Below are 19,001 nucleotides of genomic sequence, written 5' to 3'. Positions count from 1 at the left end.
TAGTCGAGGGAACCCCAGAAAGAGCTGTTGGCAGAGTGACAAGATGTGTATGGATGGAACGGTATAAAGAGTGTAAGGTAGATCCTGCATTTATCCCTTGTGTCCATGGCGACCAAGCATGGGGTGAAGAAGGACTTAAGGCAGTTAATCCTAAACTAACTTACAAGGTCATAAAGGCAATGCCACTAGGAGATCCCTACTGCGAACATGTCTACGAGCTTAAGGATGAGTAAGGGATAGACAGCTTGAGGTGAAAATGAATGGCTGAAGAACTATTAGAAAAGATCCCACCTGAGAAGCGTTGGGCAATAACCGCTAAAACTCTCACCGCATTCGTAGTATTGAGAGGGGATAAGATCATTGCACCCCAACTGGGTATAGAGGAGGGAGTTATCGCGCCTGTCATGGGCGCGGAAAAGTGGGACGAGATAAACGATAAAGTATTTTGTGAAGGCGGTAAGGTGTTTTACCCATGGGTTAAAGAAATGTTCAATATACCAGTAAAGGATGCTATAGGTGCTTATAAACTACTCATTGTTGTTGAAACATTATTGTCTGGCCCTGAGCAGGAGCATAAATTAGTCGAAGCAACTCCAGAAAGAGTCGTAAGCAGACTAACTAAGTGCCCGTGGTGGGAGAGGTATCAAGAATTTGATGTACATTCTGAGCATAGAGCATGCGACGCAGCCGATCAAAAACATCAGGAAGAGGGACTCAAGGCTGTTAGTCCTAAGCTAACTTTCAAACTCACGAAGACACGACAAGGAGGATATCCGTACTGCGAATATGTCATCGAGCTTAAGGATGAATAAATGGCTAATTTTTTACTTCTAGGTTAGTCAGCAGTACTTTTTAATTGCTTGAAACCTTTATTTCACGCAATTCAATTCTCGTGTGCTCATTTTATCTCGTTTATATCTGTTTTTGTAGACTAGGATTTGTAGACTAGGAATTGATTGCAGATGGATTGAATCCTTTCAAGATCAGCCATGCTGCTAATACCATTTCCTGCACTGCTATAGGCATGGCAAAAATGAGATTCAATTCCACTTCCGAAATTCCAGCAAACATGCCAACCATAATAATCACAGTACCTATTAACATTAATGCGGCAGCAATAAATCCCCAGGCCGAAATAATTCGGGGAATTAGTTCTGATGTAAATAGTACAAAATAAAGTATCAAGGCTCCTAAAGCAAAAACGATAACATAAAGCGAAAAGGTCCAATCACTCATAGCTTGAATTGCGTTGCCTATGTTTTGAAAATAAGAAGCATCCATCCCACCGCCATTTAAATAATCCTGACTAACATTTATCAGTGACAGTCTGAAACTTTCAATAACTATTATTAGAACTGCTTCAAGAAATCTGAAACCAACATACCCTAGGGCTAATGCTTCATTGTGCTTTTTTAAAATAGGAAACAAGAATACTGGTATGAGGAGTATTGCAGGGACTATCGTAAACTCAAGCAAAATTCCAATTATCACAATTGTTCTATTTGGATAAGCATTATCTAGATAATCCGGAGAACTTAAAATAGGATTGTAAAAAACGCCCCCAATAAAAAGCATAACCGTCGCAATTATAAACAATATACCTACAATTATTGCGATCTGTCTGTCTGAATTCATTTTTTTCCCCCTTTTTCTTGTTATAAAAGTCAAGAACATTTACACAATTGTTGATACTCAACATTTCAGTTTAAGATGACTCTGTCATGTTCTAGTATATAACACTAACATCCTTCAGATGTGTTCATTTTTTCTTTTCTAAAAAAAATAAAAAAAAATTGAAAGCTATAATGAATCAATTTCAGGATTTTATTTCGGGTATTTCATTTCTGAGACCTTTAAATAAAAGCACAATGCCAACTGAAATTTCCCCAATAACTGCAATCAGTATAACTATCAGAAATGATACTTCGTACAAGTTTTGCGGTAAAAGAAACTCTCCATAAGTTAGAATTAGATAGCAAAAAGATGCAATTATCACCAAGATGCCTAAAGGTCTGGGAAAGAAGCCCGACTTGTAAACTAAATAACCAAGGACAAAGATATGGGGGATAAAGAACGTATATGCAATGAGTTGTGCTAAGTTATACGCATTGATAAAAAGCAACACTAGAACAACCAGACTGATTAACGCAATAGCGGTGTATAGCAACCTAAGCCACATCTGCAGCAACGCAAGATTCTTGTTTACCTGTTTGAATACCATATAAAGTCCCACAGCCACCACCACATCGAGTATAAGTATGATTAGATAGATAGCAATACCCAGGCGGAATAGCAACAAATTAGCCATAATATTATTGATTGTTATTGCTTCATCTCCTGGCACAATAAGATTTTGGTAAAGTGGCATACCGAAGATACCGAGGAAAAGCATGAGTATAAACCCGAACCCTGTGAATATTGCAACTTTATTTAGTGATATATCGGCGAAAAGGTTTGTCATTTCAAGTCCTCCTAAAGAGTATAACGGTTGGGTTAACCTGTATTGTGGAACGATAGTTGAACTCAACCTTTCAGTTTTCTATGACTATGTCATGTTCTCGTATAAAACACTAACTAGTCCACAGTTATGACTACATTTCCCTTTTTGTGTCCTGTTTCGACATACCGGTGAGCTTCAACAATTTGTTCCAAGGGATAGCGTCTATCTATGACCGATTTTAACTTTCCCGCCCCAATAAGTTCTTTGAGGAAAATTAGATCTTCAGTCTTTTCGCTTACTGAAGATCTAGTGGAAAGATAGACTCCGTTCTTCTTTAGAACTCTTTTACTACTTGAAGATGAACTCTTGCGTACAGTGTCAAAAATAACATCATAAGCCTCACCACTTTTGGTAAAATCCTCTTGAGTGTAATCAATTACTTTATCGGCTCCCAGAGATTTTACCAATTCTAAATTCGTGGTACTGCATACCCCAGTAACCTGTGCCCCAAAGTACATGGCAAGTTGTACCGCATAAGTACCTACACTTCCAGAAGCTCCATAGATCAGAACTTTTTGTCCGCTCTGGATGTTTCCCTTTCTAAGAATAGCCAGTGCTGTAATTCCCCCAACAGGAACGGCGGCGGCTTCCTCATAGGTTATATTGATCGGTTTTCTTGCCAGCATCCCGTCTTCAGGTAGACAAATGTATTCGGCATAAGCACCCCCTGCAAAACCAGTAGAAGCAAAAACCTGGTCACCTTCCTTAAACAGTGTTACATCTTTGCCTTCGGATTCAATTTCTCCAGCTAACTCATGTCCTAGCATTTTGTTTTTACTAACACGAAACACGAGACGAAGCATTATTCTGAGAAAGAAGGACTTTCGAAGTATCACGTCCCCTGCTGTTACTGTTGTCGCATATATTCTTATCAGTACTTCATTATCCTTGGGAGTAGGTTTTTCTACCTCTTCGAGCTGAAGACCATCAGGAGGTCCGTATTTTTTGACTACAATCGCTTTCATGATTTTCCACCAAACTTCCTGTTTAGACCCACTGCCATGCATACCAAACAGTCAGCACATTAAACCCAAGTCCTACAATTATCAGAAATTTGTCATAAGCGGAAGGATATGAAGGCAGACCAATGAGATTAAAACCAAGGAAGAATATGGCTACGATGATGTTTACCCAGCGATTCACGGGATAGCTCAGCGTTAGGGATAAGAAAACCATAACAATTGGAATCACCATCAATATTGCCATTCCCATAAGCATCGTTTGAGACATGTGCTTACCAAATATCACTCCTGGTGTAAATTCACCGGCATATATTCGCAACACATCCCCCAACAAGTAACATAACATTAGCGATACCCAAAGTGCTGAAAGCGTTATCTGCAAATCGTCCATATTTCAATCACCAACGTGCGTGTTGTGTTTTACAGTATTACTACTGCTCTAAAACCCAAGATTAATAAAAATTGGGGTCTTTTTTCTTCGGTCGCATGCTAGCTAGTGTACTAGGCTCATCCTCTGAATAGTCATTTAAACTTTGTTTCTATCTGTTTTGACAGACTAGGAAGCGATTGCGGATGGATTGAATCCTTTAACTATCAGCCATATCGCGAGGAATATTTCATTCAACATTATCGGAAGAAAGAAAATCAGTCCTATTATGCCGAAAGATACTCCTAGAACGTTTCCTATTATCAACAATGCGACTGCTATGAAACCCCAGATTGATATAAATCGGGGAAGGAGTTCTGTTTGATACAACAAATAATAGAATACCAGAGCGCTTAAGACGAAAAAGACCGGATTCATAACGTCAGTAACCCAATAACGCTGTGCCAGAGCTAAAGTGCCTGCAGCTTGAAAATAGGAGGCATCCGGAGCTCCTGCTGCTACATATTCCTGACTTAATGTGATTAGTGATAGTGCGTTGACATCAGCAACAATAAATACTACGGCCTCTAAAGCCCTGAAAACAACATACCAAAGAGCTAAAACTTCACTACGCTTTTTAAAGATTGGAAACAGCAGAATTGCAATGCCAGCAACTGCAGCAGCATTAGTTAACTCACCGAGCACCCCTAATATCACTTGGTTTTGATTTGCAGAAACACTAATAAGATAATCTGGAGCAGTTAGAATAGATTCCAACAAAAAAGCTGCTGGAAGATACACCACGTAACCAATTAGAAAAAATACTACCACAATTATTGCGGTCCATCTATGTGGATTCATTCTTTTGCACCTTTTCTTTGTAAAAAAGTTATGAACGTTTAGACTAATGTTGCTACTCAGTATTTTAGTTTAAGATGACTCTGTCATGTCCTAGTATAAAACACTAACACCTGTACGGATAATAAGAACAAATTAAAGAAAAAAAAAGAAAAGAAATTATGCATTTGTAGTTTTCGTTATTTTGTAGGAAAAATAAACTAGCGCGGCTATTGCGAAGGGAATTATAGTGAAAATACATGCCCAAAGCCATGTAAACACTAAATAACTGTACGACAGCGCTCCAAGCGGAGTATTCCAGTTGCCTTGCAGAAAAATCATAATTAAGAAGATTATCGCGGTTAAAAATGTAAAACCACCACTACCAGCTTCTCTTTTTCTCGTTTTTCTACCCTTAAATTGATCTTTTTCTTCTTGTGGCAAGTTTCGCCACCACCAGAATGCTAAACCACCCAAAATTACCGCTGTCGGAATGACTATTATTGCAAGCTCAAAAAGAATGAGAAATATTACCCATCTAACAATATTACCTATCGAAAATTGGTCTATTGTCCATGTTCCTTGACCTCCAACAGCAGAGGTTCCTACATACCAAAAGAACACGAAGATTCCGCCAATCAAAGCAATAACTCCTCCTACTACAAAGATCGCCATGTATTTCCAATATTTTCTCAATAGTGCCCAAGTGATGTCATCATCTTCGTTGTTTTCATTTCCTACATCCAATGCTTCATCTGTCATAAAAAACCTCTCTCTTAGACAAATTTGATGAATCAATACGAATGTGCCATTGCCAATGTATTATTTAGAGAATGATCCACTTTAGTATTAAAGTGCAATATCTGCGCACTCCAGGTGCTTAGGACTAGCACAATATCTCTGTTAGAATCATTCACAACGAATATATGGACGTTTAACTTTATAAACCTTTATGTATGCAAGTTCACCTAATTTCAAGTCCATATTTCAGGGCTGGACAGTTGTTCGATGATATTTTAGCAGTCGAAAATAGTTATTTGATGAATCAAAGAAATATAAAGCATTAGTGAATCATTGTAATAAATAGCGATTGGGATATACTTATAAAAAGAGAACTATAATTATCGATCAGTTGCTTTAGTTATCAAGAATGTTGCAGTGTTGAATATACTAGATGATATGATAACAAGACAACAAAAAATTCACTTTTAGACGACTTAAAAAGTATAAATACTAAATACGCATCAGTGTTAAATCATTATTGATTTTGAAGGGAAGTGATACTTATGGAGGAAACAAAAGTAGGATCTTCTGAAGAGTTAGGATTTGTTGAAACATTAAAGTTAACTTTCACTTATTGGGCGCGGAAACTTCCATATTTCATGCTACCGTATCTTTTAATCTCTCTGATCTCGATCTTAATCATTTTTGGGATACTTGCAGCGTCTGGATTTGATCTTGGCTTGTTGCTTGGTGTATCTTACGTGACAGATATACCTTCACCACCAATCGATTGGGCAACACAATGGCAAGATGTTTTGCCCACAATGTTTGTAGGCATAGCTGTAGCAGTACTCATAACAGTGTTCTTTGAGCTTCTTGTTGAGAGTCTTCTCGTGAAATATGCTGCAGATTTGCATCAAGGAGTTGAAGGGCCGAGTCTAAAAGATAGTCTTTCACATGCGCTTTCACGATTTCCATCAGTGCTAGGCGCTACAATACTAATAATATTGATCATCCTAGGCATAGTAGCAGTTGGAATTGCTATCATTATTGCTTTAATATTTGCATTAGCAGGCACAGGTAATGTATTAGCAATTATTGCCGGTGCTTTACTCGGCGCCTTGATAATGGCAGTACTCATCATAATAATAACTACGTATTTCAAAGTAACCATCCAGAGCGTTATATTAGAAGATTCAGGAGCAGTTCAATCACTGAAGCGTAGTTGGTATTTGGTAAAAGGAAAATGGTGGCTAACATTTTTCTTAGGAATTGTGATCGCTATTATCACTGGAGTTATTGGTGCGATAGGTGGTGCAATTGCTTCCATCACAACTATACTAATAGTTTCTATGGTCATTAGTACGATTATCAGCGCCATTATCAGTCCGATAGAAATAATAGCTTTTACGCTTTGGTTCTTTAATTTAAAGGCAATAAAGGGATAAATCCCTTTTTTTTCTCTACTTGAAATTCCTTGAAAAACCTTATTTTCAGGTAGATAAGTTGTTCCGAGTATAGCCGAGGCGATAGTTGATTTGCCGAGAACTACCGCCCAACAAGTTGAGGGGTCTTCTTGCGACTAAGGCATTGTATCGTTCCTGAAGCTTCGGTAGTGCAAATCCACGCCAGCCGAATTCTTCGCCAAGAGCGGCGAGAAGCGGCCAAATGAGACCTATCAACAAAACGTTGAAAATCTGTTCACTTGTTGGAAATGGTATGCCAAATGCTGAAACGATAAAGAGTGTGATTACAGCTAAAATAGGGATCATAAGCAACGCAATGAAATACCAGCCGATGTTGACTCGCCATCGTTTTAATTTACCTAAAAGCGCCCATACACTTCCTTTTCCATAATATATACGTGTAACAATGAAACCTGATATGCTGGGACCGAAACCACCTATGAGAATCAATATTAAGAAGAAAGGAGCTATCTCGGTTGGATTGGTTCCTATGGGAAACGATAATAGTATAACAGCCATTGCTATCCACGTCCACATGAAAGCGATAGCTAAGAACATCGCTATTGGATGTTGCTTGATAAAATCAATGACATTCATTTATTAAGTACTTCCTGAGAGTTTCTGATGAGAATTTTGAGTTATTTACGCGCTTGCCATTTTTTATAACTAAGTTTTATTGGCTAATTCTTTTAAATAGCTGATGGTAAATCAGTTCTACAATTTTAATATTTTTTATTAGTCGCTTTGGATAATAGAGGTAAACACGATGTCCATTACAATTAGACAAGAAGTTAAAGAGGATTACAAAAGAGTTTATGAGATAAATAAAATGGCCTTCGGTCGAGAAGTTGAAAGTAAGCTGATTGAAAAAATCAGAAAAGGTCCGAATTTTGTTCCTGAGCTTTCCCAAGTTGCTGAAAAAGATAACGAAATTGTGGGTCACATACTTTTTTCAAAAATAAAAATTGTTGGTGAGTTAGAATATCAGACTCTTATACTTGCTCCACTAGCGGTTATCCCTGAAATGCAGAAACAAGGAATCGGAGGAAAACTAATAAAACACGGGATTGAAAAAGCAATAGAGTTGAGGTTTGATTCAATAATCGTTGTAGGTCACAAAAATTATTATCCCAAGTTTGGATTTCAAAACGCTTCAAAATGGGGTATTAAGTGTCCATTTGAAGTCCCAGATGGAGCATTCATGGCCATTGAATTAACTGAAAATGCTCTTGAAAACAAGGCGGGTGTAGTACAGTTTCCCGAAGAATTCATGGAAGGATTAGAAAGTTGATTGTTGATTAGAAAGGACTGACTTTTACTTCAAACTCTCTATTTTTTTATAATTTTGCCTTTTGGAACTTTTAATTATTTGCGAGGTTTATATACTTACTCTAATGATATAAATTGAAGAAATATGGCATCACAGTCTGGAGATAAAACAGTATTTAAAGCAATCATTTACCGAACTTCAGTCTATAAGTACTGCATAGAACTAAAAGACGATGCTTTAACTGAACAAGGATTCCTTGATCTTATGAAAGTCCCTGATTTGTGTGTGACTGGGGCCGAACAGTTCTTTAGGAACTTAAGGAAGAAAAAACATCTCAGCCAAAAAGATGTTGGTAAAATCCTCAATATTAGTGGAAGAATCGTGAATGCCTGGGAAAATAATCGTACAAAAATTCCGATACAATCATTAGTTCAAATCGCAGAAATATGTGGCGTATCAAGAGAGACAATATATTCGCATATTGATCAAGGAGAATTCAAAACTAAAGTAAAGTTACCAACAAAATTTGAGAAGGTCCGCGAAATTGTAAAATATCTCAGTCCTAATAAATCAGGAGTGAGTTATCGAGTCTATGTGGTCAAATGTCCGAATGAGATTCTTTCTAAAATTAAAAATGTACTAGATGTAAAGTTGATTCCTCAATCTGTTAGTAAACAGATAGATTCCACTGAATTATACAAATACCTAATGACTTTCTTTCGATATAACAAAGTTTTTAAAATACATCATCCGCTCACACATGAAGTCGAACACTGGCATGACAAAAATGTTGATTTGAAACGCGCTCTTATTATTCCATGCCTCCAGAGCGATGGCGATATTTCACAAGTAAACCACAACTATAAAGTCAGGTTTGCTGGCAAAAATAAAGCCTTACATAACTACTTTGTTGATGCAATGTTCAATGAATTTGGTTTATTGCCGACGAGTTATTTTATCTTGACATCCAAAAAATGTTATACAACAGAGTATAAAAGAAAATCTGTTAAAAAAATCATAGATGAAATAATGAAATTTGCAGGAAATACAAAAACAGCACCCTCGAAACAGCAAACCGTTGAAGAATACTTACTGGAGCCACAACCGCATTTAAACTACTTAATTAATGCATCTAAAACTGAACAGCAGATTGCCTTGCGAATCTGGGCGTCTACAGAAGGAAGTATTAGTACTTATGTAAAAAAGGATGGCTACATCCGTCCTCAACTTGTTATAGCATGTGCGCACCCTGACTTAGCTAAACAACTCCAACAAATTGCTCAACGATCTAACATAAAATTTGCTGTTGTACGTTTAAAAAATAATTGGTCTGGAATCGGTGGTCTTCATAATCATACTATATGTGGATGTATAGAATTTCTAAAACTCGGAGGATTCATTAAAGGCGTTAAAATAAGTGCAAACAGCAAATATTACGAAGGTATCGAAAAAAACACCCTTTTGCTAGGGATTTTAGAATTTAAGACACGCCAAAATGCAAAAAAGAAACTTAGAAACCTATCACGTGAAAAAGTACACAATGAAATCAAGAAAATCAGTAAGAATAAAGAATATAAATCGCCGGGCTATTATGTTAAATACTTCTCATAGATGATAATATTTCATATGGGAAGACTCATTATATCTTCCAATGCTATTTTGTAAAAAAAATGCACTTATGGGAGTAAATTCATTTAAAAAAGAAAAATCGAAAATTGAACAGCGAGAAAAACTGATTTTACAGCTCAGTGTCATACAACTGGGCCGAGCACATAGACATCCATTGATTTTGTATAGCCGAGTATTTCAGCTCTTGTTTGCTTACCGTTTGCAACCTCAACTATCTCATCTACAATTTTCTTTCCCGCGGCATCCATTGTCAGCGTTCCTGAAAGAATTCCACTTACATCAACATCGATATGGTCACCCATCCGTTCCATCGTTTGTGAATTCCCAGTTATTTTCACTACTGGGGTCATCGGATGACCTTGAGGTGCGCCTAAACCTGTAGTAAAGAGTAAAATTTGAGCGCCAGCTGCAGCAAGACCAGTTAACACAGTTATTTCGAAACCAGGTGTATTCATGACGATGAGTCCCTTTTTAGAAGGACGTGCGCTGTAATCCACAACTTCTTGAATTGTGCGTGTTCCACCTTTAATTATTGCACCAAGAGATTTCTCTTCAATAGTTGTCAACCCACCACGGATATTACCTGCAGTGGGTTGTGATCCTCGGAGATCTACTCCAACCGCTTCTGCCCTTTTTTCCATCGCGTTGACATAACCATATATTTTGTTAGCTACATCCTCATTTACTGCCCGTTTAGTAAGAATATGTTCTGCACCAATGAACTCTGTGACTTCGCCAAAAATTACACTAGATCCTGCATCTATCATCATATCTGTAGCAACACCAACTGCTGGATTTGAGGCTAACCCTGACGTAGTATCACTTGCCCCACACTTAATGCCTATAGTAAGATCCTTAATCGAGGCAGGTGTTCTTTCGCTTTCATTAGCATAGTCCACCAGTTTCTTAGCTATTTTTACGCCTTGCTCAATGGCATTTGTGCTGCCTTTTAGGTCATAGATGCCTATTTTTTCAACAGGTTTCCCAGTTTTTTTTATTTCTTCAACAATTCGATCTGCTTTGACACTCTCGCAACCTAAACTCACTACAAGGACTGCAGCAATATTCGGATTTTTTCCTATCCCTATTAATGTTCGTTCAATTTGTTCCAAATCGGGTTTTAGTTGACAACAACCTTGGTTATGCGTTAGGGCTTTTGTTGGTTCTCCGACTTGATCTACTATGGCGTTTACAACTTCATTTGCGCATACTACAGCGGCTATAATGCCGACATAGTTTCTCACGCCAACCGACCCATCAGGACGTTTATAACCCATAAATTCCATAAGTTCACCCTCTTAATCTTATTCAGTTTTTTCTTCAATTTCTGTAATTATTAACTTAGTATTCCGCATATCAGGGTAGTCCCCGTCGTAAACGTGCTGTACCCTAACGTAATGCGGTTGTCCACATTTGTTGCACTTGAAGCGCTTATCATTAATGATGATTTCCCCTCTTTCCAATTTTTTCTTGAGACGATTCAATTCCTTATACTCTTCATATGTTAAAGGATTTTCTTTTGACTCAAGCGCTTCTTCTCTCAGTTCTAACTCTGCACGTGTAAGTTTCTTTTTTGAATCTGACATAGACTCAACCCCTTGAACATATCCTAGAGGATTCATGTGTAGTCAAATAAATTGCTTTAAAATTCTTCCCATCAGGAATTTTCAATTTAAAAAATACAAAAATAGGTATTTTTAATACAAATTTAAGGTTCAAGTGATCATCTAAAATAAGTATTCAATCATATGTGCGCTTCTTCTTGTGGAAAAGACAAGACGGAAGTTTTAGAAACCAAATATATGACTACAGTGCCTAAACTGAGTATCAAGGCAGTTAAAATACTCCATTCAAATTCTATCAAAATAGGATCTATTAAGTAGGTTACTACTGAACCTCCTGTGAATAAAGACCCAAAAAAGAAATAGCCAACGACATTCCAACCAAAATGTAATGCGATAGGTAGCCATAGGTTATTATTAGATTTATAGTATGCATATCCAAGCCAAGCACCTCCCAGCACCATATTAATGCTAAAAAGCAACAAAGAAGTAAAAGTTCTAATACCAAGAGAGATCAGAATATTTATCCAATGAAGAAGAGCAAAGAAAAGAGAAGCTATACCGATACTAAATTTGGGGCTATAACGCAGGCTAAGTTGTCTTTGGATATATCCCCGCGAACCCATTTCTTCTATAATACTGATAAAGATCTGAGTTACTACCATTCCTGGCAAGAAAATTATAGCTTCCTGAGTAATGTTAACAAGAATTCCTTCTATGGCCAATCCAATCCCAAGATGAATTAGAATAAGACATGATGAAATCATTAAGCCGATTACTAAATATTTTGGCATACCTTTTGTCCAGAAACCAAACTCTTCTAATGACTCTTTGTTTATTAGAATTTGAAAAAAGATTGGGATCAATAATGCTCCAAACCAAAAGGTTAGGAGTCCAATGTCACTTCCAAATATCAAAAATATAACAGTTATTACACTATTCAAGAAAAGTAAGATCATACATAAGACTGCACGGACTTCAGGTTGAATAGTCAAGAATATCCACTTCTATCTGTTAAAAAGTACCTTTGATATAAACAACATGAAATGAACTACTTCTACTATTCATAAGATTAAGGGAAAATGAAAAAGAAATAAAAGTAGCGTCCACTTTGAAAGTGGATGAAACGCTTATCTAACGAAGTGAATGTAGAGATAACCCTTTTTCTTTTCTTGTTCAGTTACCTTGTATCCCCTATCATTAAAAAATCCAGTAAGATAATCCGCCCAGAAGTCAGCATAGCTATCTGTCGACTTATGAGTAAGCATCAATTGAAATTCTTTTTGACCCTCCAAGAAGTTAAACGAGAGCGTAGTGAAAATATTGTTAATATCAACTAATACCTTTTTGAGATAAGGCGCTATCTCCTTTTCTAGGTCGATATTCTTCATTTTTTTGCCTAATGATTTTTCTAGACCGGTTTCCAACGACTCGACAAGATCGATAATTTTTTCGGGTGGATACAATTCAATCAGTTTGTTGAAGGTTGATCTCGAAATGCCTATACGATCATACTGGGCCATATGACTTCGTTCTAGAAATAGTTCAAAGATTCGTGTACAAAAATGAGAAAAAATCTCATTTTCATCCTTAAATTCAATTAGTTTTTCATAGAGATTTGAAGGAATTGTTATACTTTTTCTAACAACACTTGAAGGACTCATAAAATCACCTAGTATTTATTTATGTACGTAATATTGTTGCTTCAATATACCAATGGGATTCTGTTTCATCGAAAATTGTTTTACGAATATAACTTTGTTTCCTTTTAAAATCTTTTCGCCATCAAAAACCAGAAAATGCAATCTGTGGAAGTAGTAATGTTATATTCATTTTACTAACATTTCTTGTAATTGAGGGAATGCCATTAATATGAGAGATTTCGTAATAAGTAGCAAATATTGGTATGAAATGATATATTTACTAATAGTATATAAGTATTTTCTTCTTCTTTTCTCAGAAAATGAATGTGAAAATATCTACATAGTTTTTATATATAAGAACAAGTAAGAACACTGATTGGTGGAGTTTTTTCGACAAAAAAAACTCATGGATGCTCATAGCATGGCATCAAAAAATTACATTAGGGTCGCATTACTTGGCGACGGAGGAGTTGGAAAAACTAGTCTATTAAACCGATATTTAAAAGATGAATTTGAAGAACAAACACGTCTTACAGTCTTCTTGAACTGTGAGACCAAAACGATTCTTTTTCAAAAGAATGCAGTGCAAGAGGAGTATACATTATTTTTGTACGATTTTGGAGGTCAAGAACGTTTTCGTTTCATGCTAGATGATGTCAATCGAATAAAACCGGATATACTCCTTCTGACTTTTGACTTATCTGATATGGAGACGTTCTTGAATATTGAGCACTACCATAAGTTAATGGATACCGGACATATGCCGAAGTCAGAGGTTCTTTTGGTCGGATCCAAATCGGATCTTGATCGAGATGTACCACCTATAGAAGAAATCGAAGCATATTGTGATTCAAAACAGATCCGGGGTTATATAGAGGTTTCTGCAAAAACTGGAGAAATGATAGAACCTTTATTCTCAAAGGTTGTTGAATGCCATGTAAATAATGGGACTCCAATTCAAACATATATGGATGAGTGGACCAATTTAACAACAGAAAATAGAAAAATTCATCAGCAAACAACTCTAAAGTCCCATTGGAATTTCTAGTTTCAATTTTGTTGTAGAGACTGCAGTACAAGATCCAAAAGATCTATAATTTTTATTGGTAAATTATATTCTTTTGCTGCAGCGGAGAATGTTGCGAAACATGCAGGACAGCAGGTAACTAGTGCTTCAGCTCCGAGATCTAATGCAGTTTCTAATCTATGCTTAGCAATTTTTGTTGATAAATTTGCGTCAATGGACATTACGCCACCTCCACCACCACAGCATTTAGTTATCGCATCTTCTGGATTTTCCACAAGGTTAATGCCAGGAATTGCCTTCAAAATCTTTCTTGGTTGTTCATATATTGCAAAATGAATCAATTCACAAGGATCGTGATACATTATTGAACGTTGAATTTCTGATTGAAAATGTAACTTGTCATCGTCTAGAAGTTCTGTCAATAGTTCTGTTATATGTATCACTTTGAAGTCTAGTTCTTTTCCTAATAATCTAGGATATTCACGTCTTAGCATGCTTAAGCATCCTGGACAAGAAGTGACCACTTTTTTTGCACCGATTTCCTGGATTTTAGTAACATTGTATTGTGCTAATTCTTTAGTTGTTTCTTCGTCTCCAAAGAAAAATGAAAGGCTTCCACAACATCGTTCATCAGATCCAAGTGTAGTAAAATCAGCATCTATTGCTTTTAATATTTGAGCGGTTGTTCGTGCGTTTTGTCGATAATACGCAGGCATACACCCTACGAAATAGAGTATGGTTGCGGTTTTTGGCAATTCTATGTCTTGTCCAATTTCCCATATAGTCCTTTCTTCAGGCAAATTTCCGAGTGGATTATAGTTTTCTTGCAATCTTTGGCAGAGTACATCAACATTGTGTAGGGTATCGCTTTCAAAGGGGATATTTTCTCGCTTAGTATTAAAAAGATCTTTTCGGGATGCTAAAAATATCTCTCCAAGAGAAATGCCAGCAAGACAATCCTTTTCACATTCTCTACAAAATGTACACTGATAGAGCGATTTTATTGTTTTTTCTGTTAATGTCCCAAAGCCATCCAATAGACCTCTTAAAAGCAGCATTTTACCTCGAGGTGATGCGGATTCCCAAAGAATTTCTTTCGCCATTACGCAGTCTGCTTTACAAAAGGCACATTTTACACACTCTCTGATCTTATCCCGCATGGTACTTAAGTTTGGAAACTTCTTTTCTTGATTCAAGTTGATTCCTCTATTATTGCTTCTCCGCAGCGAATATTTTTCCTGGGTTCATTATTCCTTCAGGATCTAAGATCTTCTTAATAGCTCTCATAAGCTTCAGACTTTCACCATGTTCTAGTTCCATATATTTTATTTTTTCAATACCAATACCATGCTCTGCAGTGACGGATCCGCCAAGTTCAAGGGTTTTGTAGATGATTTCATCTGCAGCATCAAATGCTTTTTTTGATTCCTCTTGATTAAAAGGAATTAAGTAGTGAATATTTCCATCCGCAGCATGACCAATAATTGAAATTAAAAGCTCCTTTTCCTTTGCCACCTTTTGAATATAACGAATAATTGATGGAACATGTTTAATTGGTACTATTAGATCGCCAAGTATCGTAGATGTTCTAAACCGAACTGAAACCACAGTAGCTGATTTTCTTGCTCTCCACATCCGTTCTCTTTCCTTATCTTGAGCAGCCCAGATAATTTCGCTACAGTTGTGCTTTTGGGCTACCCATTCAATTAACTTTTTCTGGTCTTCTAGACCCGCTACAGAAAATTCATGAATTTCAAAAATTACAAGTGCTTCAACTTCAGGAACAAGTTGTTCTTTCTCCATCTCGTTAATTGCCCTTTGTGTTTGTAAATCTATTAATTCGATTCCTGCAGGTGTTAAAACCCTTCGAATTTCGTAAATAGCATCCATCGCATCAGTAAGACTTTGAAAGTTTGCGAAAGCAGTACTTATTTGCATTGGTCTTGGAATTAAGCGTATGGTTATCTCTGTTATAACTCCTAGGGTGCCTTCCGATCCCACAAAAAGATGAACTAAGTCATATCCCGAACTAGACTTAAGCACGGATTTTCCTGTTTTTATAATCGAACCATTAGCTAGAACTACTTCCAACGCCAAGATATGATCCTTAGTTGTTCCATATTTTAATGCCATTAGCCCGCTAGCATTGTTTCCAACCATTCCACCAATTGTGCAGACCGCTCCTGATGGCGGCTCGATTGGAAACCATAACCCGGCTTTTTCAGTTACTCGATTAAGATCCTCATACACAACCCCAGGTTCGACTACCGCAATCATACTTACTGGATCGAATTCAATGATCTTATTCATACGCTTTAAATCGAGTAAAATACCTCCTTGAGCAATACTGCCTCCGTGTGTGGCTGTACCCGCTCCTCTTGGGGTAACGCCTATGTTGTTCTCGTTAGCTAATTTTAAAATTTCAGCTATTTGGCTTGCATTCTCGGGAAGAATTACCACATCTGGCTTTAGAAACACATCTATCATGAAGTCACTCGAATAACTCACAAGATCTGCATCATCAGTTGATATATATTGCTCGCCAACAATTTCGGTTAATTTTTCGATGATAATGCTTTCTAAAGGGCTTACCATAATCACGTCCGATCTTAACGTAGGTCATTTACATGATCTATTAATTGATAAATGTCCAAAATTTTAACTTTCAAGTTATATTTATCTTTTGAGGCTGAAAAGTTTAATTGGCATGCTGGGCATGCTGTAACAACTGCTTTATTCTTTTCTTCTGCTTCCTGCAATCTTGTCTGTGCTATTTGGTTGGCCAGATTTGGATTACTTATTGTAAGACCTCCTCCACCGCCACAGCATTTTGCTTCATCTCTATTTTTATCAAATTCTTCCAAATTGACTCCAGGGATGGATTCTATAATTTTTCGTGGCGCTTCATATATCCCGCAGTGCCGGCCAAGTTCACATGGATCATGATAGAGAACATTTAGTTTATCGATTCCATTCTTTTTAAATACAAGTCTACCTGCGTCAATGTATTCTGCAAGTAATTCAGTGATGTGAAGCACTTCGAAATTGAGTTTGCCAACTAATTTGGGGTATACTTGTTTCAATACTCGATAACATCCTGGACAAGCTGTAACTACTCTGCAAGCGCCCGTTTCTTCGATCTTTGAAACATTGTACTCACAAAAACGCCTTATTGTATCCATATCTCCAAGAAGATATGCAGGTGATCCACAGCATTCCTCATCTCTAAGAATTGTAAAATCGACATTTAGTTTTTTTAAGATGTTGAATGAACGCATAGTACTTTTATGCGGTATTGAGTGATAATTAGCATAGCAGCCTTTGAAAAAGAGAAGATCCGCACTTTTCGGAAATTCCTTGTCCGGATTTAACCCAAATATATCCAAATCCTCTTTGGAAAGGTCAAAAACATTCCCACTATCTTTTATAGTGTTTATAAGAGATTTAACACTCTCTGGAGCCTTTCCTAATTCATATAGGTCACGTCTCCCAGCAGTCAAAACATCTGTAACTTTTATTCCAGCAATACAAGTATTATCACAATTTGAGCACAATGTACAGGTGTATAAACTGTCCCTCACTTTTTCAGTTAAGGTTCCTTGTTCTCTTAACAGGCTTCTCAGAATCAGCATTTTGCCTCTAGGTGAAAAGCTTTCCCAGAATATTTGCTCGCTTACGGGACAGTTACCTTTACAAAAACTGCACTTGAAGCACGTATCTAGGCTTTCTTTTACCTGTATCAAATTTTTAAAAGAAATTTCCGACATGTTCAAGCCCTCTTTATTCACCGAATATAGTTCCAGGCGACAATATATTGTTAGGATCAAACAACTGTTTTATTGCAAGCATAACTTCGTAGCTCTCTCCATGTTCAGGTTTCATGTACTTCATTCTATGTTGACCTATCCCATGTTCTCCTGAAACTGATCCGCCTAATTCAATTGTCTTATGGACTATTTCATCCTCTAAGGCTTCCAAGCGTCTTAATTCATCTTCATCGTTTATATCGTATGGAACTAAATAATGAGCATTCCCATCTGCTGCATGGGCAATGATATAAACCTTTATTCCAAATTTTTTCCCAGCATCTTGCATAATACGAATAAGATCGGGTAATTTAGACGGAGGTAGAATGCAATCTCCAATAAGTATCGTTGGTTTATCGCGCACAAGAGTTACCAAAACTGATTTTCTCGCGAACCACATTTTTTCTCTTTCTTCTTCGTTTTTTGCCCATATGATCTCTTTACATCCATGTTTCTCTGCAATTTCTTGAAGTATGATCTTATCTGCCTCAATTTGAGCAGGATCACGTCCATCTAATTCGAATAACAAGAGGCCTTCTGCTTCTGGAAAAGAAGCCTCACTGAGTTTGCCTCCATATTTTTTGGCAAGAGTGTTTGTCGCTTGCTGGGTAGGTAGGTCAACGATCTCTAAACCTGCTGGCGTTATCCCACTTTTGACTATCTCAACAACCACTCTGGCGCTCTCCTCAAGACTGTCGAACAAACCATAGGCAGTTGCAAAATACTTGGGTATGGGTTTTAGTTTGAGCGTGATTTCAGTTATGATGCCCAGCGTCCCCTCTGAGCCTACAAAGAGATGTACTAAATCATAGCCAGATGAAGTCTTATAAACGGGTTTACCTACCCTGATTATACGACCATCTGCGAGGACGACCTCTAAGGATAGCACATAATCTGTAGTTGCCCCATATTTCGCGCTTCTCAATCCTGATGAATTGCTTGCTACCATCCCGCCAATCGTAGCTACACTTTCGGTTGGGACAGTTGGAGGAAAAACAATTCCGAATTTGCTTGCTTCAATATTCAGCTTCTCGCAAATCACACCTGGCTCCACAACAGCCAATAAGTTATCTGCATCGATTTTTTTGATCTGATTCATCCTTCTAAGCTCCATAATTATGGGCCCGTGCGGGGGGGGGGACCCCGCGAGCTCAGCGGTCGCGCCTCCTCTGGGAGTAACTGGGGTCGTGGCCGTAGTCGGCAGTGTAT

Annotated in this window: 21 protein-coding genes; 6 read left to right on the top strand and 15 right to left on the bottom strand. The window is 37.3% G+C overall.

From position 1 onward, the window contains the following. Both QVB70_RS09885 and QVB70_RS09880 read left to right on the top strand, forming a co-directional pair. A partial coding sequence (locus QVB70_RS09885) for a hypothetical protein (RefSeq protein WP_287585574.1) occupies nucleotides 1-233 on the top strand: 233 nt, incomplete at its 5' end. Nucleotides 234-260: 27 nt separating this feature from the next. Continuing rightward, on the top strand, nucleotides 261-812 hold the full coding sequence (locus QVB70_RS09880; RefSeq protein ID WP_287585573.1) for a hypothetical protein: 552 nt from the start codon (nucleotides 261-263) through the stop codon (nucleotides 810-812). 133 nt (nucleotides 813-945) lie between these two features. On the opposite strand, the gene QVB70_RS09875 is transcribed toward QVB70_RS09880, so the two are convergent. The 6 genes from QVB70_RS09875 to QVB70_RS09850 all read right to left on the bottom strand — a co-directional run bounded on the left by QVB70_RS09875 (nucleotide 946) and on the right by QVB70_RS09850 (nucleotide 5,428). Beyond that, nucleotides 946-1,635 (bottom strand): DUF4386 domain-containing protein, encoded by a 690-nt coding sequence (locus tag QVB70_RS09875; protein ID WP_287585572.1) that lies wholly within the window; start codon nucleotides 1,633-1,635, stop codon nucleotides 946-948. A gap of 181 nt (nucleotides 1,636-1,816) precedes the next feature. Continuing rightward, nucleotides 1,817-2,461 (bottom strand): DUF4386 domain-containing protein, encoded by a 645-nt coding sequence (locus tag QVB70_RS09870; RefSeq protein ID WP_287585571.1) that lies wholly within the window; start codon nucleotides 2,459-2,461, stop codon nucleotides 1,817-1,819. A 113-nt stretch (nucleotides 2,462-2,574) separates the two neighbouring features. Next, nucleotides 2,575-3,465: an NAD(P)-dependent alcohol dehydrogenase gene (locus tag QVB70_RS09865; RefSeq protein WP_287585570.1), complete on the bottom strand. Its 891-nt coding sequence runs from the start codon at nucleotides 3,463-3,465 to the stop codon at nucleotides 2,575-2,577. A 22-nt stretch (nucleotides 3,466-3,487) separates the two neighbouring features. After that, nucleotides 3,488-3,853 carry a DUF6326 family protein gene (locus QVB70_RS09860; protein ID WP_287585569.1) on the bottom strand — a complete coding sequence of 122 codons (366 nt, stop codon included), beginning with the start codon at nucleotides 3,851-3,853 and terminating at the stop codon, nucleotides 3,488-3,490. Nucleotides 3,854-4,018: 165 nt separating this feature from the next. After that, a complete protein-coding gene (locus tag QVB70_RS09855) occupies nucleotides 4,019-4,690 on the bottom strand; it encodes a DUF4386 domain-containing protein (RefSeq protein WP_287585568.1) in 672 nt (223 codons plus the stop codon). A gap of 156 nt (nucleotides 4,691-4,846) precedes the next feature. Further along, nucleotides 4,847-5,428, bottom strand: a complete 582-nt coding sequence (locus QVB70_RS09850; RefSeq protein ID WP_287585567.1) for a hypothetical protein — start codon at nucleotides 5,426-5,428, stop codon at nucleotides 4,847-4,849. A gap of 524 nt (nucleotides 5,429-5,952) precedes the next feature. Between QVB70_RS09850 and QVB70_RS09845 the strand changes: the two genes are divergently transcribed. Continuing rightward, nucleotides 5,953-6,837 (top strand): hypothetical protein, encoded by an 885-nt coding sequence (locus QVB70_RS09845; RefSeq protein ID WP_287585566.1) that lies wholly within the window; start codon nucleotides 5,953-5,955, stop codon nucleotides 6,835-6,837. Nucleotides 6,838-6,882: 45 nt separating this feature from the next. On the opposite strand, the gene QVB70_RS09840 is transcribed toward QVB70_RS09845, so the two are convergent. Next, nucleotides 6,883-7,452 (bottom strand): hypothetical protein, encoded by a 570-nt coding sequence (locus QVB70_RS09840; protein WP_287585565.1) that lies wholly within the window; start codon nucleotides 7,450-7,452, stop codon nucleotides 6,883-6,885. A gap of 169 nt (nucleotides 7,453-7,621) precedes the next feature. Here QVB70_RS09840 and QVB70_RS09835 point away from each other — a divergent pair, with 169 nt between their 5' ends. Together QVB70_RS09835 and QVB70_RS09830 are read left to right on the top strand one after the other, a co-directional pair. Further along, nucleotides 7,622-8,146: an N-acetyltransferase gene (locus QVB70_RS09835; protein ID WP_287585564.1), complete on the top strand. Its 525-nt coding sequence runs from the start codon at nucleotides 7,622-7,624 to the stop codon at nucleotides 8,144-8,146. A gap of 123 nt (nucleotides 8,147-8,269) precedes the next feature. Beyond that, nucleotides 8,270-9,736 carry an XRE family transcriptional regulator gene (locus QVB70_RS09830; RefSeq protein ID WP_287585563.1) on the top strand — a complete coding sequence of 489 codons (1,467 nt, stop codon included), beginning with the start codon at nucleotides 8,270-8,272 and terminating at the stop codon, nucleotides 9,734-9,736. Nucleotides 9,737-9,876: 140 nt separating this feature from the next. Here QVB70_RS09830 and QVB70_RS09825 read toward each other — a convergent pair whose 3' ends face one another. The 4 genes from QVB70_RS09825 to QVB70_RS09810 all read right to left on the bottom strand — a co-directional run bounded on the left by QVB70_RS09825 (nucleotide 9,877) and on the right by QVB70_RS09810 (nucleotide 12,980). Further along, entirely contained in the window at nucleotides 9,877-11,040 is a 1,164-nt protein-coding gene (locus QVB70_RS09825; RefSeq protein ID WP_287585562.1) for a UxaA family hydrolase, read from the bottom strand. Between the two features lie 18 nt (nucleotides 11,041-11,058). Continuing rightward, nucleotides 11,059-11,340 (bottom strand): hypothetical protein, encoded by a 282-nt coding sequence (locus QVB70_RS09820; protein ID WP_287585561.1) that lies wholly within the window; start codon nucleotides 11,338-11,340, stop codon nucleotides 11,059-11,061. Nucleotides 11,341-11,498: 158 nt separating this feature from the next. Beyond that, nucleotides 11,499-12,311 carry a type II CAAX endopeptidase family protein gene (locus QVB70_RS09815; protein WP_287585560.1) on the bottom strand — a complete coding sequence of 271 codons (813 nt, stop codon included), beginning with the start codon at nucleotides 12,309-12,311 and terminating at the stop codon, nucleotides 11,499-11,501. A 135-nt stretch (nucleotides 12,312-12,446) separates the two neighbouring features. Further along, on the bottom strand, nucleotides 12,447-12,980 hold the full coding sequence (locus QVB70_RS09810) for a hypothetical protein (RefSeq protein WP_287585559.1): 534 nt from the start codon (nucleotides 12,978-12,980) through the stop codon (nucleotides 12,447-12,449). 400 nt (nucleotides 12,981-13,380) lie between these two features. Here QVB70_RS09810 and QVB70_RS09805 point away from each other — a divergent pair, with 400 nt between their 5' ends. Beyond that, entirely contained in the window at nucleotides 13,381-14,007 is a 627-nt protein-coding gene (locus QVB70_RS09805) for a Rab family GTPase (RefSeq protein WP_287585558.1), read from the top strand. A gap of 2 nt (nucleotides 14,008-14,009) precedes the next feature. On the opposite strand, the gene QVB70_RS09800 is transcribed toward QVB70_RS09805, so the two are convergent. The 4 genes from QVB70_RS09800 to QVB70_RS09785 all read right to left on the bottom strand — a co-directional run. Continuing rightward, nucleotides 14,010-15,182, bottom strand: coding sequence for a (Fe-S)-binding protein (locus QVB70_RS09800; protein ID WP_287585557.1), 1,173 nt, complete (start codon nucleotides 15,180-15,182; stop codon nucleotides 14,010-14,012). A gap of 13 nt (nucleotides 15,183-15,195) precedes the next feature. Continuing rightward, complete coding sequence (locus tag QVB70_RS09795) at nucleotides 15,196-16,581, bottom strand: FAD-binding oxidoreductase (protein WP_287585556.1); 1,386 nt, start codon at nucleotides 16,579-16,581, stop codon at nucleotides 15,196-15,198. Nucleotides 16,582-16,595: 14 nt separating this feature from the next. Further along, complete coding sequence (locus tag QVB70_RS09790) at nucleotides 16,596-17,753, bottom strand: (Fe-S)-binding protein (protein ID WP_287585555.1); 1,158 nt, start codon at nucleotides 17,751-17,753, stop codon at nucleotides 16,596-16,598. A 13-nt stretch (nucleotides 17,754-17,766) separates the two neighbouring features. Then, on the bottom strand, nucleotides 17,767-19,001 hold a 1,235-nt coding region (locus QVB70_RS09785), incomplete at its 5' end, for an FAD-binding oxidoreductase (RefSeq protein WP_287585554.1).

This window comes from Candidatus Borrarchaeum sp. (assembly GCF_019058535.1).
In the GTDB taxonomy this organism is placed as follows: domain Archaea; phylum Asgardarchaeota; class Sifarchaeia; order Borrarchaeales; family Borrarchaeaceae; genus Borrarchaeum; species Borrarchaeum weybense.
The sequence above is the reverse complement of the archived record's forward strand: the minus strand, read 5'-3'. Positions and strand labels throughout refer to the sequence as shown.